The sequence below is a fragment of the Curvibacter sp. CHRR-16 genome (assembly GCF_018474005.1).
GTDB lineage: Bacteria > Pseudomonadota > Gammaproteobacteria > Burkholderiales > Burkholderiaceae_C > Allorhodoferax.
This window is the reverse complement of the sequence record NZ_JAHCSH010000004.1, coordinates 246,675-260,164: the sequence shown is the minus strand read 5'-3', so window position 1 is coordinate 260,164 and position 13,490 is coordinate 246,675. Positions and strand designations below refer to the sequence as shown.

Here is a 13,490-nt window from a genome sequence, read left to right as displayed (position 1 = left end):
ACAGGAAGCTTTCTACAATCCTTGGATGCACCACAACCATTCAGCCTCTCCACTGCCGCCTTTATTGCAAAACCTCAATGCCGAGCAATTGGCCGCAGTCACTTTGCCTGCTGAGCATGCGCTTATTTTGGCGGGCGCGGGTTCTGGCAAAACGCGGGTGCTGACCACCCGCATTGCATGGCTGTTGCAGCAGGGGCTGGTATCACCGGGCGGCATATTGGCCGTGACCTTTACCAACAAGGCCGCCAAGGAAATGCTCACCCGTTTGTCGGCCATGCTGCCCATCAATGCCCGCGCCATGTGGATAGGCACCTTCCACGGCCTGTGCAACCGCTTTTTGCGCGCCCACTACCAAATGGCGGGTTTGCCCCAAGCCTTCCAAATTCTGGATACGCAAGACAGCTTGAGCGCCATCAAGCGCCTGTGCAAGCAGTACCAGATAGACGACGAACACTTTCCACCCAAGGAACTGAGCTACTTCATTGCCAACTGCAAAGAAGAAGGCATGCGCCCCAAAGACGTGCCCGTGCGCGACCCCGACACGCGCAAGAAAGTCGAGATTTACCAGCTCTACGAAGAGCAATGCCAGCGCGAAGGCGTGGTGGACTTTGGCGAGCTGATGCTGCGCTCCTACGAGCTGCTGCGCGACCACCCCGAGATACGCCAGCACTACCAGCGGCGCTTTCGGCACATCCTCATTGACGAGTTTCAGGACACCAACAAGCTGCAATACGCTTGGCTCAAGATGCTGTGCGGCTTGGGTGGCCCCGGCATTCCCTACGAAGGTGGCGCGGTACTGGCCGTGGGCGACGACGACCAGAGCATTTACGCCTTTCGCGGCGCCCGCGTGGGCAATATGAGCGACTTCGTGCGCGAGTTCGGCGTGCAGCACCAGATCAAGCTGGAGCAGAACTACCGCAGCTACAGCAATATTCTGGACAGCGCCAACGCGCTCATTAGCCACAACAGCAAGCGCTTGGGCAAAAACCTGCGCACCACCCAAGGTGCAGGCGAGCCGGTGCGGGTGTACCAAGCGCCTACCGACTTGGCCGAAGCGCAGTGGCTGGTCGATGAAGTCAAGCAACTGCGCCGCGACGACGTGCCCCTGCACGAGGTGGCCATTTTGTACCGCTCCAACGCGCAGAGCCGAGTGCTGGAAACCGCGCTGTTCAACGCCGCGCTGCCCTACCGCGTGTACGGCGGGCTGCGCTTTTTTGAGCGGGCCGAAATCAAGAGCGCGCTGGCCTACCTGCGCCTGTTGGAGAACCCGCACGACGACACCAGCTTTTTGCGCGTGGTGAACTTTCCGGCCCGCGGCATTGGGGCGCGCAGCATCGAGCAGCTGCAAGATCTGGCCCGCGCCAGCGGCTGCTCGCTGCACGACGCGGTGAGCACCCTCACAGGCCGCGCTGGTGCCGTGGTGGCGGGCTTTGTGGCCAAGATGGACGTGCTGCGCGAGCGCACCGCGGGCCAAACGCTCAAGGAAATCGTGCTGCTGATGCTGGAGCACAGCGGTTTGGTAGAACACTACCGCACCGAAAAAGAAGGCCAAGACCGCATCGAAAACTTGCAGGAATTGGTCAACGCCGCCGAAAGCTTTGTCATGCTCGAAGGCTTTGGCCGCGACGCGCCCGGCACCGAGCGCCCCGCACCCAAGCCTACCACGCCTGCTGCCGCGCTAGCCGCTACTGCCGCTGGCGTCGCCAACGCCAACGCCGAGGCAGGCAGCGAGCTGGAAGAAACGGGAGAGACCCTCTCGCCCTTGCAAGCCTTCTTGACCCATGCTGCGCTGGAGTCCGGCGACAACATGGCCGCTGCCGGGCAAGACGCCGTGCAGCTCATGACCGTGCACGCCGCCAAGGGGTTGGAGTTTGACTGCGTGTTCATCACCGGGCTGGAGGAGGGCTTGTTCCCGCACGAAAACTCCCAGTCCGACCGCGAGTCGCTGGAGGAAGAGCGCCGCCTCATGTACGTGGCCATCACCCGCGCCCGCAAGCGCCTGTACCTGACGCACTCGCAAACACGCATGCTGCACGGCCAGACGCGCTATGGCGTAAAAAGCCGCTTCTTTGACGAACTGCCCGAAGAATGCCTGCGCTGGCTCACACCCAAGGCCGGCCTGCCCATGGCCAACGTGGGTGGCTATGGGGGCGGTGGCGGTTCAGGGGGCTGGCAAGGCGCATCGGGCCAGTACGGGCAGTCCAGCTGGGCGGGCTCCTACCCGCGCAGTGCAGCAGGCGGTCAGGAGCGTGGCTACGAACGCGAACGGCAGGTCGAAGTGCCCCGCAAAGAGGCCCCCGCCCACGGCCTGCGCAAAGGCCAAAAGGTGTTCCACACCAAGTTTGGCGAAGGCCAGGTGGTTACGCTGGAAGGCAGTGGCGACGACGCCCGCGCCCAAGTGCACTTCCCCCGCCACGGCACCAAGTGGCTGGCGCTGTCGGTGGCGAAGTTGACGCCGGTGGAGTGATAGGAATACAACATGGAAACCATTGCCTCGCTGGTCACTATCCTTGCCGTCTTGATTGTTGGGGTTATCAGCCCTGGGCCGAGCTTTTTGCTCGTTGCTCAAACGGCAGTAAGTCAGTCGCGCAAAGCGGCAGTATTTTCTGCATTCGGTATGGCGCTTGGGGCAACTATCCTTTGCATATTCGTGTTGCTCGGGCTTCAAGCCGTTCTGCAGCAATTCCCACGAGCGTACTTGGCGATCAAACTGGCTGGTGCGGCCTATTTGGTTTATCTCGCCATAAAACTTTGGCTTGCTGCCTCCAAGACGGTAGCGCTAGACGCTGATGCAGTTGTTCCGCGCACACCATATCGTCATTTCACTGTGGCGCTTGGGGTAATGCTCACTAACCCAAAAGCCGCCATTCAGTACGGGGTGCTATTCGGTACATTCATCCCAGCTAATCCTCCGCTGGGACTCGTACTCATCTTGCCTATCTGTGTTTTCACTATGGAGGCTGGCTGGTACTGCTTTGTTGCGTATGCGCTGTCGTCGCAGCGGTCAAAGTTGTCCTATTTGAGTGCCAAGCGCTACATAGATCGGTTTGCCTCTGTTCTCTTGGGTGGGATGGGGATTCGGCTTTTATTGATCAAATAGGCCGAAGGAGATATCCGCCGTGCAAACCACCGCAGACTTCGATACAGGGAGCGGGTTTCATTTTCTGCGGTTTGGTGCGCTTGGCAATGCCTGCGCTGGTAAAGATTGTGAGCTCACCGCCAATTGGGTCTCAAGCTTTCAAAAGACGTCTCATCAAGAGCGTTGGGAAGTCTTGCCGCTGCGAAGCAATGAGGTACACGTATACATTCCCATCGATACGTCGGTAGACCAGCTTGTGGTGTGACGTGAAGAGGTGTTGGTACTCCACGATACCTACCGAAGCCAGCTCTTGGACGGGGGCGCAAGTCAAAAGACCTGTGTCAACCAGTGCCAGCTTGTCGAATATGTCGTTTTCCGCCGTGAGCCACTCTGCTTCGCTCCACTTGTCGAGCATGTACTCCTGAAGCGCGAGCAAATCGTCTTGTGCAGCGGGGAGGAGGATGACGGTCATTACTTGCGGCGTTGGCGCGCTGCTGCCAGTTGCGCCCGTGAATCGGCAACCGATATGCCTTGGCCTTGCAAGCGGTCTTTTTCCCCCAGAGCGATGATTTTGAGGGCCGCGATGAGTGCTTCTTTTTCCTGGAAGGACTTGACGCTTTCAATCACCATGCTGGCTTCGCCATTTTGGGTAATGAAGAAAGGCGTGCCATTCATTTCCAAGTCTTCGGAAATCTGGGCCGCATGGCTTTTCAAGTAAGAGATGGATTTGATATTGGCCGCAGACGGCATAAGCCCCCCTGAATGTTGATCGGTCTGAATTTAGTGCCAAATTTGGGTGAGATCAAGCCAGTATGCCAAAGTCGAATGTCTATCCTATCTATGCAGGCCGGGCCAAGGGGCGTGCGTTTAGCGCCAGTAGACGGCTTCAGTCCGCTGCCAAATACCCGCCGCAATCGCTGCCTGCGCATCCTGAAAAATCGCCATGCCAGTGCGCAGTTGTCCAAACCCCAGCTTGCGGTACAAGCCTTCTTTGCCGGGCACCGAGTAGAGGATGATTTTTTGTGGCCGCGTGGTCTTCTTGTGCCAATTACGTTAATTTCATAGGGGTTTGTGTCATGTTTCTGTAATACGGTTGTCTCAGATTACGCAGGTTTTTTCATCTGAGGCAAGGCTATGACCGACAAGACTCCTTCTACCCGCGATATTTTCAATAACGAAGATTCGAATAAGACCAACAACCCCCATATTGATCAGATCATGTCCGCTCGGCTCAAGCGCCGTGGCTTGCTGCTGGGAGGCATGGGGGCTGCCGCCACGACTTTGCTGGGTGCTGGTGCCCTGTCTGGTTGTGCTACGGCAAGCACTGCTGGTGCTGGTGGCGCAGCCGCTGCGAGCGGCGTACTGGACACTTTGGGTTTTGCCGCAGTTCCCAAAAGTTTGGCTGACAAGGTCATCGTGCCCGCGGGCTATGACGTGCAGGTTATTTATGCATTGGGCGACCCCTTGAAGCCCGGTGTTACACCTTTTAAGAACGACGGTACGGACACCGATTGGGACTGGCGCGCTGGTGATCACCACGATGGGATGGAATACTTTGGCTTGGATGCCAATGGCCAACCCTCTGCCAATGGCACAAAGCGTGGTTTGCTGGCTGTGAATCACGAAGCGACTACCGATCAAAAGCTCAGTTCATTCTTCATCCACGCCAATGGTGGCACCAGCACATTGCCACGCCCTGCAGCAGAGGTTGACAAGGAGTTGTCCATCCATGGTTTGTCGGTGGTGGAGGTACAGGCCACAGCAGGAGGCTGGAGCTACTTGCAAGCCTCTCGCTATAACCGTCGCATCACCCCGACTACAGAAGTGATGATTTCAGGGCCCGCAAAAGGATCTGAGTACTTGATAACCAAGTTCAGTCCTGATGCAACGCGTGCCCGTGGCACTTTGAACAATTGCGGAACAGGAAAAACCCCATGGGGAACCTTTGTTTCTGGTGAAGAAAACTGGTTTGGTTACTTCCACCGCGATGCCAAAGACGATGAACGCCGTGGCAAGAAAGACAAGCAAGTCGCTGCCCTGATACGTTATGGTCGTCCGGCAGGTGCAGCCAGTCGCCATGGCTGGGAAAGTGCTGGTAGCGAAGATAAATATGTTCGCTGGAACAACGGCGCTGTGGCGGCCAGTTCCCGTGCTGACTACCGCAATGAAATGAATACCTTTGGCTATGTGGTTGAGATGGATGCCTACGATGGCAGCCAGTTGGTTCGCAAGCGCACTGGCTTGGGTCGTTTTGCCCACGAGAGTGTCAGCTTTGCCAAACCAGTTGCCGGGCAGCCTATCGTTGCCTACATGGGTGATGATTCCCGTGGTGAATACATGTACAAGTTTGTGTCTGCAGCCAAGTGGAATCCCGCTGATGCTAATGCCAGCAATCGCTTGGCAGTGGGTGACAAATACCTCGACAAGGGCACCCTCTATGTAGCCAGTTTCAAAGATGATGGAACAGGTCAATGGATTGAGCTGTCGATGAATAACCCCATCGTCGCAGCCAATCCTGACTTTGAATTCAAATCAGATGCCGATATCGCCATATTCACCCGTCTGGCTGCTGATGCCGTGAGCGCAACGAAGATGGATCGTCCTGAATGGGGTGGTGTGAACCCGCGCACGGGTGACTTTTATATGTCTCTCACCAACAATAGCAACCGTACGGTTGATGGTGACATGGGGGCTGATGCCGCCAACCCCCGCGTGTACAGTGACATGAAAAACGGCAAGGAAAGCAAAGGCAACGTCAATGGTCACATCATTCGTGTGGCCCAAGCCAACCCTGCTGACACCGCATTCAAGTGGGACATTTACCTGTTTGCCGCCGAGGCTGATGCAGACAAAAGCACAGTCAACCTGTCCAATCTGACGGACGAAAACGACATGTCCGCTCCTGATGGTTTGGCTTTCAGTGCGGCAACAGGTGTGTGCTGGATTCAGACGGATGACAGCGCTTATACCGACAAGACCAACTGCATGCTGTTAGCGGGTATCCCGGGCAAAGTGGGCGATGGCAGCAAGAAAACCCTGCGCTACAAGCGCCCTGATGGCAGCGAAAAACGCGTGGATACGTATGTCGGTAAATCACAGTCGCCCGATATTCTCAAGCGCTTTTTGGTCGGGCCTGTGGATTGCGAAATCACCGGTTTGTGCGAAACCCCAGATGGCAAGGCGATGTTTATCAACATTCAGCACCCAGGGGAGAACACGCCTATGGCTGAAGTTGGTAACCCTGCCAAATACACCAGCCAGTGGCCTGCTAATGCCGGTTATGGCGCGGGCAAACGTCCACGCTCCGCCACCATCGTTATCACCAAGAAAGATGGTGGCGTGATCGGCAGCTAAATTCCGTTTGATTTTTTCTTGTCGTGCAATAGACATGTAGTTGTCATATTCACTGCCTAGCATGCAGCCATCTTTCATGACTGCAATTTAGGAGAAAGTGAATATGACACATTCCACCAGCACCCCTGTCACCTCGCGCCGCAAGGTGCTGCAGATTTTTGCTTCAGCACCGATGCTGCCTTTGGCGGGTGGTGTATTTGCTGGAAGTTGTTTGAGCGGCTGTGCCACCACAGGCGGTGCTGCGTCCAATGCGCCGTTTGCATCGGCCAGCTTCAGCACTTTCCCCATGCCCAACCTGAGCAACCCTGCAGCCATGACCACCGTGACCGTGGGTTCCACGCTGGATGTGATGCTGCAAGACGGCAGCAAGCGCAGCTACCAGCTCTCGCACGAGCCTTTCTTCATCACGGGCGATTTGGTGCCCGATGGCAAGGGCGGCACTGTGCTGGCCGGTGGCTATGTGGATATTCTGGGCCGCCCTATTTTTGACAAGTCGGTTCCCGGCAAAGAGCGCCATTTCTTCTCGGACTGTCCCGATGGCACATCCCTCTTGAAGCTGCCCGCAGGCCAAACCGCCAAGGTGCCCGGTGTGAAGGGCAACGCCGTGTTTGCCGTGGTGCAGTTTGAGTACACCAACACCAACCAAGCGGGTGAAGACATGTATGGCCGCCTGCCATCGCCCATCGCCGTGCTGACATTGGACCAAGACCCCGCCACCGGCAAGCTGACGCTGGTGAAGTACCACAACGTGGACACCTCGCAAGCCAACGGTCTGTGGATCACCTGCGGCTCCAGCCTGTCGCCATGGGGCACCCACCTGTCCAGCGAAGAGTACGAGCCCGATGCCCAGTTCATTGCTGACACCAAGCACTTCAAGGCCTACAGCAAGAACGTGTTTGGCGACGAATCCATTGCCAACCCCTACCACTACGGCCACTTGCCCGAAGTGACGGTTAACCCTGACGGCACAGGCACCTTGGTCAAGCACTACTGCATGGGCCGTATTTCGCACGAGCTGATTCAGGTGATGCCCGACAACCGCACCGCCATCATGGGTGACGATGCGACCAACGGCGGCTTCTTCATGTTCGTGGCCGACAAAGAGAAAACCCTCTCCTCTGGCACCCTGTACGTGGCCAAGCTGGAAACCGACTTCACCGCCCCAGACCCCAAGGGCGAGAGCCTGTTGCTCAGCTGGATCAAGCTGGGCCACGCCACCAGCGACGAGATCGAGAAGATGGCCAACACGCTCAAGCCCAGCGACATCATGGACGTGCGCAAGACCGACCCCATGGACGCCAGCTTCACCAAGGTCTTTTACGGCGGTGTGGCCAACTGGGTCAAGGTCAAGCCCGGCATGGAAAAGGCCGCCGCTTTCTTGGAAACCCACCGCTACGCCTACCTCAAGGGTGGCAGCATGGGCTTTACCAAGATGGAAGGCACCACGCTCAACATCAAAGACAAAGTGGCTTACTCCGCACTGCAAAACATGCAGGACTCCATGGTCAAGGGCGGCAAAGGCTGGAATGAGCAAAGCCGCATCGCGTTTGCCAAACCGCTCATTGCCGGTGGCGTGCTCAAGCACCAACTGGCTGGCGGCCAAAAAGACACCAGCGGCGCTGCCATCAACAGCGAGTGGGTGCCTGCGTACAGCAACGTGCTGTTCCGTGGTGAAGACATTGCCCAAGACGAACTGGGCAACTTGGCCAACCCCGACATGGTGGCCAACCCCGACAACCTGAAGTTCTCCGAAAAGCTGCGCACCCTGTTCATCGGCGAAGACAGCAGCCAGCACGTCAACAACTGCCTGTGGGCCTACAACGTAGACACGGGCAAGCTTAGCCGCGTGGCCAGCATGCCCGTGGGTGCCGAGTCCACTGGCCTGGGCGTAGTGGATGACCTGAACGGCTGGATGTACATCACCAGCAACTTCCAGCACGTGGGCGACTGGCTGCCCAAGCTGCACGACAAGGTGAAGGCCCAGCTCGACCCGCTGGTACGCGCCAACTACAAAGACCGCTTTGGCGCAGCAGTGGGCTACATCACTGCCAAGCCCAGCGCCGTGAAGTTGGGCTGATACCCCAGCAAGCAAAAAAGGGAGCCGATGGCTCCCTTTTTTATTGGCTGCGCTCAAGCCGTCGCCACACGCTGCTTGGGCACGCGGCTGGGGAAGGAGTAGCGCAGGATGCGCCACAGCACTTGCCCAAACTGGCGCACCATAGAACCCGTGTTGTAGTGGATGCCGTAGCGGCGGCAAATGTCGCGCACCACGGGGGCTATGCTGGCGTAGCGGTTGGCCGGAATATCGGGGAACAGGTGGTGCTCGATCTGGTGGCTCAGGTTGCCTGTGAGGATGTGCAGCACGCGCCCGCCGGATAGGTTGCTAGAGCTTTGAATCTGGCGCAAATACCAGCTGGCCTTGGTTTCCGTCTTGAGCACGCTCTTGGGGTAGGTCACCACATCGGTGGTGAAGTGGCCGCAGAAGATGACGGTGTAGGTCCACAAATTGCGCAGGCCGTTGGCCACCAAGTTGCCCAGCATCACAGCCAGAAAACCGGGGCCTGCCAGCAGCGGGAACACCACATAGTCTTTGATCAACTGGCGGCGCACTTTCAGCCCTGCGGCGCGCTGCTGTTTGGCTACAGCACGCCATGTGGTGCGGCCCTTGAAAATGCGGCCCAAGCGCATGTCTTGAATCGCCACGCCCCACTGGAACAGCAGCGCGAAGATCAGCGCGTACAGCGGCTGCAGCAGCATGGCGGGGTGCCACTTCTGCTCGGGGAACAGGCGCAGTACGCCGTAGCCCAAGTCATCGTCCAGACCATGGATGTTGGTGTACGTGTGGTGGCGGAAGTTGTGGGTTTTGCGCCAGTTGTCCGAAGTGCCGACGATGTCCCACTCGAACGCTTGGCTGTTCAGGTAGGGGTCGCCCATCCAGTCGTATTGGCCGTGGATGACGTTGTGGCCCAGTTCCATGTTGTCCAAAATTTTGGACAAAGCCAGCACCAGCGTGCCCGCTATGCCCACGGGCCAGACCCAAGCGGCGGGCAGGAAGAAGCACACCATCAGTGCCAAGCGGCCAGCCAGTTCGGTGTAACGCACGGTGGCAAAAATACGGCGGATGTAGCGCGCGTCAACTTCGCCCAGCTTGGCTTGGGTGGTTTGGCGCAGGGTGTCTAGTTCGGCACCAAAGCGTTCCAGTTGCTCATCAGGCAGGGTCAGGGGGGTAATTTTTCGCATGCGGCTCATATCGCTTGTTCTCTCACAAATCCAATGTCAGGTCGGTGCGGGCACGGCTTACGCACAGGCGCACTTCGCGGCCCATTTCGGCATCCAAGCTGCCGTCGTGCAGGTTCTGGGTGGTGCCGTCGTGGCGCACACACACACAGGTGTGGCATACCCCCATGCGGCAACCGTGTTTGGGCTGCAGGCCTGCCTGCTCCAGCGCTTCCAGCAGAGACAGGTTGGTGGACAGTTCCAGCTTTTTGCGGCTGCGGCGCAGTTCCACTTGCACACTGGCCGGGCCTTGGGCATCGGCTTGCACTACCGGGGGCGTAAAGCCTTCAGCCTCCACGCTGCGGGTCTTGCTGCACACGCTGTGCACGGCCTGCACAAAGCCTGAAGGGCCGCAGGTGCGCACATCGGCGTCTTCTGTGTTCACGCCCAAGCTGGTCAGTAACTCGGGGCTGAGCTGGTTGTGCTCGGCGCAGGCTTGACCGTTGGCCTCGTGGGTGAGCACGGGTACGAACTGGAACAGCGGCTGGCTGGCCGCTAGGGCTTGGAATTCAGCGGCAAAGCACAACTCGGCTTGGGTGCGGGCCCAATACACCAGCGTCAGTGGGGCAGTGCGGGCCGATGCGGGCTGCTTGGCCCACTCGCGCAGCAGGGCGGCCAGTGGCGTGATGCCGCTGCCCGCCGCCAGCAGTAGGTGGCGCTGTGCATCAGCGGCCAAGCGCATGTTGCCAAAGGGGCGTGAGAGTTCCAGCACATCGCCCACGCGGGCGTGTTGGCACAGATGGCTGCTGAGCACGCCGCCTTCTACGTGGCGCACGGTCAGGTGCAATAGGCCATCGGCACCGGGGGGCTGGGTAAAGCTGTAGCTGCGTGTGATGCGCCGACCATGGATGATGGCACTCAGGTTGGTGTGTTGCCCGGCTTTGAAGCCGCGAAAGTGCTTGTTGGGTCGCAACACCACTGACACATAGCCCTGCGCGGGGTGGCTGATGGAAACGATGCGGGCCAGACTGCGCTGCCAACTCCAAGTGGGGTTGATGCGTTGCAGCCAGAAGTCGGCGGTGGAGGGGTCAACAGCGGCGTGTAGCCACGGCAAGGCCTTGCGCATCCACCATGATGGACGGGTGCGACGTGGCTTGGCGGAGAGACTGACAGAATTCATGAACAGGCATTAGTACAGATATATGCACAAGTGTATTTTATTTCTTTGGGTATTATTGGGTCAACCTTACTAAAACCATGGATACCTCTTCCACCCCACCGAATGTCGCCGCCAGCAGCCCCAGCAATGGGGTGGGGCGCAAGCCCGTGATTTCGCGCGAAGACGTGATTGCTGCGGCCTTGTCGCTCTTGGGGCCGCACCGCAGTGTGTCGTCGCTGAGCCTGCGCGAAGTGGCGCGCGAAGCGGGCATTGCGCCTAACAGTTTTTATCGCCAGTTCCGCGATATGGATGAGCTGGCGGTGGCACTCATCGACATGGCAGGTGCCTCGCTGCGGCAAATCATTGGTACGGCGCGCCAGCGGGCGCGGGGCCATGGCAGCGTGGTGCGCAATTCGCTGGAAATTTTCATGCAGCAGCTCAGCAGCGATGACAAGCTGCTGCACATCTTGCTGCGCGAGGGCATGGTGGGGTCTGATGCGTTCAAGCAAGCGGTGGATCGCCAGTTGAACTATTTTGAAGATGAATTGCGGCTGGACTTGATTCGGCTAGCGGGTGACAACGCGCTCTATGAGCCGGCTTTGGCAGCCAAAGCCATCACGCGCTTGGTGTTTGCCATGGGGGCCAGCACAGTGGATTTGCCACGTGATAAGTGGCCCGGTGTCACCGAGCAGCTGGTGGTGATGGTGCGCATGATTTTGGTTGGGGCCCAGCACTTGGTCGATGGTGGTGACCCCGACGACAATGAGCCTGCCAGTGAGGAGCGCTCCGCCAAGATCTAGGCCCCTAGGTCCCTAGGCCTTGGCTTGCACAAACAAGCGCTCTTTAGCTTGGGTCAAAGGTTTCTACAAACGTGGTGTAGAACGAGCAGAAATACATGCTCGCCAGCAGCAAGGTGGTTGGCACCAAGGCGGTGATGACGATTTGGTCATTGCCTGTCAAGGACGTCAGCGTGGCCACTGTGAGCGTCACACCCATGCTCAAACCCGCCCAGCACAGTGCGTACACCAAATAAGCACGCCAGTTGTGCCAGCAACCCATGAAGCTAAATACCAAGCTCTTGATGGGGGACAGGTTGTGCCAGTACACCAGTGCGGGGGCGTGCCAAAAAACCGCCGACAGCACGAAATACAGCCCCAAGGCCACTAGGCCAGCCCACATGAATTCCGGGCGGGCTACTGCTTCAGGGCTGATGTCGCCGCCATGCAGATAGAGTTTGGCAAAGGTACCCCCGTCGATGATGCTGGAAAGCAGCATCGCCACAAGCAAGCAGCCTGCATACAAAAATCCCAGTTTGGCCATGTTGCGCATGCGCTCGGGGCCAGCACGAAAAGCGCTTATCAGCACGGTGGGTAAGGGGAATTTGCTGTGTTGCGCTTGCTCAGAAGCCACCATAAAGCCCAGCGTGGCGGCTGGGAACAAGGTCAGCGCCAGCAGCGTACCCACATAAGGAATAGCGCCAATAAAGCTGAGCAAGAGCATCATGAGAAAGAACAACCCGCTCATGGCCAAAGGCTGGCGCCAGAAGGTGCGCAGTCCGGCGCGCACCCATTGCCAGCCGGTACTGGCGGGGAGTGTGTGCAGCTTCATACAGTGGTCTCGCTAGGGGTGGCTGTTGCCTGTGTGGTCGTGGTTGCCAGTGCATCCATGGTCAGTGGTTGCTGGCTGCGGTGGCGCAGTACGCGCTCGAAGTGGGTGGGGTCATGGGGCTTGAGCATGGAGGCTTCGCGTGGCAAAAACCAGTCCCACAGGCGTGATGTCCAAAAACGCAAGGCTCCGGCGCGCAGCATGGCGGGCAGCAGGCGGCGTTCGGCTGCTGTGAGAGGGCGCACGCTCTCGTAGGCGTGCACAAAGGCTTGGCTGCGTGGCAGGTCGGTCATACCCGTGGGCAGGTCTATGCACCAGTCATTCAGGCACACGGCCAAGTCGAACAAACAAGTGTCCACGCCAGCAAAGTAAAAGTCAAAGAAGCCGCTCAGCGTAGGCTGGCCGTCCACGGTCTCGAACATCACGTTGTCGCGGAACAGGTCGGCGTGGATGGGGCCACGGGGCAGGGCGGTGTAGTCGCTGCTGGCGGCTACATGGTTTTGGTAAGCCAACTCGGCGCTGATGAGTTGGGCTTGCTCGGCCGTCAGGTGCGGCAGCACTACGGGAATGGTTTCATTCCACCACGACAGGCCCCGCAAATTGGGCTGCTCCATGCCAAAGCTCTGGCCTGCCAAGTGCATGCGGGCCAGCATGGCGCCCACTTGGGCGCAGTGCTCTGCGCTGGGGGCCAGTTCGCTCTTGCCGCGCAGGCGGTTCACCACGGCAGCGGGTTTGCCTTGCAGTGTGTGCAGCACGTCGCCATCGCTGTCAGCAGCCGGGTCGGGCACGGGAATGCCGTGCAGCGCTAGGTGCTTCATCAGGCGCAGGTAAAAGGGCAATTGCTCAAAGCCCAAGCGCTCAAACACCGTCAGCACATAGGGTGCTTGGTCGGTGGTGACGAAGTAGTTGGTGTTTTCTATGCCGCCCATGCACCCTTCCATAGAAATGAGGGTGCCCAGTTGCAGCGAGGAGAGAAGTTTGCTGGCCTCCGCTTGGGAGACCTCGGTGTAGACGGCCATGCCCGAATTGTAGGGGGCTTGCTGGGGGCCCCGCGCAGCAACGCACAGTACAGCAGGC

General features: G+C 58.7%; 12 protein-coding genes. 6 read left to right on the top strand and 6 right to left on the bottom strand.

All coding sequences use genetic code 11. The features are described from left to right. The first annotated feature begins 25 nt into the window (after positions 1–25). Both KIK84_RS10855 and KIK84_RS10850 read left to right on the top strand, forming a co-directional pair. A complete protein-coding gene (locus KIK84_RS10855; RefSeq protein WP_214123112.1) occupies positions 26–2,467 on the top strand; it encodes a UvrD-helicase domain-containing protein in 2,442 nt (813 codons plus the stop codon). Positions 2,468–2,479: 12 nt separating this feature from the next. Next, positions 2,480–3,100, top strand: a complete 621-nt coding sequence (locus tag KIK84_RS10850; RefSeq protein ID WP_214123111.1) for a LysE family translocator — start codon at positions 2,480–2,482, stop codon at positions 3,098–3,100. 130 nt (positions 3,101–3,230) lie between these two features. Here the strand turns inward: KIK84_RS10850 and KIK84_RS10845 are convergent, their stop codons facing one another. Further along, positions 3,231–3,551, bottom strand: coding sequence for a type II toxin-antitoxin system RelE/ParE family toxin (locus KIK84_RS10845; protein WP_214123110.1), 321 nt, complete (start codon positions 3,549–3,551; stop codon positions 3,231–3,233). Then, complete coding sequence (locus tag KIK84_RS10840; protein WP_214123109.1) at positions 3,551–3,829, bottom strand: type II toxin-antitoxin system Phd/YefM family antitoxin; 279 nt, start codon at positions 3,827–3,829, stop codon at positions 3,551–3,553. The genes KIK84_RS10845 and KIK84_RS10840 overlap by 1 nt, the downstream gene beginning before the upstream one ends. 12 nt (positions 3,830–3,841) lie before the next feature. Between KIK84_RS10840 and KIK84_RS10835 the strand changes: the two genes are divergently transcribed. The 3 genes from KIK84_RS10835 (at position 3,842) to KIK84_RS10825 (ending at position 8,510) form a co-directional block, all read left to right on the top strand. Further along, positions 3,842–4,144, top strand: a complete 303-nt coding sequence (locus KIK84_RS10835; protein WP_214123108.1) for a hypothetical protein — start codon at positions 3,842–3,844, stop codon at positions 4,142–4,144. Positions 4,145–4,213: 69 nt separating this feature from the next. Further along, positions 4,214–6,433 carry a PhoX family protein gene (locus KIK84_RS10830; protein ID WP_214123107.1) on the top strand — a complete coding sequence of 740 codons (2,220 nt, stop codon included), beginning with the start codon at positions 4,214–4,216 and terminating at the stop codon, positions 6,431–6,433. Positions 6,434–6,536: 103 nt separating this feature from the next. Beyond that, positions 6,537–8,510 carry a PhoX family protein gene (locus KIK84_RS10825; RefSeq protein WP_214123106.1) on the top strand — a complete coding sequence of 658 codons (1,974 nt, stop codon included), beginning with the start codon at positions 6,537–6,539 and terminating at the stop codon, positions 8,508–8,510. A gap of 53 nt (positions 8,511–8,563) precedes the next feature. Here KIK84_RS10825 and KIK84_RS10820 read toward each other — a convergent pair whose 3' ends face one another. Together KIK84_RS10820 and KIK84_RS10815 are read right to left on the bottom strand one after the other, a co-directional pair. Then, positions 8,564–9,682, bottom strand: coding sequence for a fatty acid desaturase family protein (locus KIK84_RS10820; protein ID WP_214123105.1), 1,119 nt, complete (start codon positions 9,680–9,682; stop codon positions 8,564–8,566). A gap of 13 nt (positions 9,683–9,695) precedes the next feature. After that, complete coding sequence (locus KIK84_RS10815) at positions 9,696–10,829, bottom strand: flavin reductase family protein (RefSeq protein WP_214123104.1); 1,134 nt, start codon at positions 10,827–10,829, stop codon at positions 9,696–9,698. 77 nt (positions 10,830–10,906) lie between these two features. Here KIK84_RS10815 and fabR point away from each other — a divergent pair, with 77 nt between their 5' ends. After that, positions 10,907–11,608 carry an HTH-type transcriptional repressor FabR gene (fabR, locus tag KIK84_RS10810; protein ID WP_214123103.1) on the top strand — a complete coding sequence of 234 codons (702 nt, stop codon included), beginning with the start codon at positions 10,907–10,909 and terminating at the stop codon, positions 11,606–11,608. A gap of 43 nt (positions 11,609–11,651) precedes the next feature. On the opposite strand, the gene KIK84_RS10805 is transcribed toward fabR, so the two are convergent. Both KIK84_RS10805 and KIK84_RS10800 read right to left on the bottom strand, forming a co-directional pair. Beyond that, positions 11,652–12,416 carry a BPSS1780 family membrane protein gene (locus KIK84_RS10805; RefSeq protein WP_214123102.1) on the bottom strand — a complete coding sequence of 255 codons (765 nt, stop codon included), beginning with the start codon at positions 12,414–12,416 and terminating at the stop codon, positions 11,652–11,654. Further along, on the bottom strand, positions 12,413–13,432 hold the full coding sequence (locus KIK84_RS10800; RefSeq protein WP_214123101.1) for a homoserine kinase: 1,020 nt from the start codon (positions 13,430–13,432) through the stop codon (positions 12,413–12,415). Before KIK84_RS10800 ends, KIK84_RS10805 begins: the two co-directional genes overlap by 4 nt. Positions 13,433–13,490 lie beyond the last annotated feature (58 nt).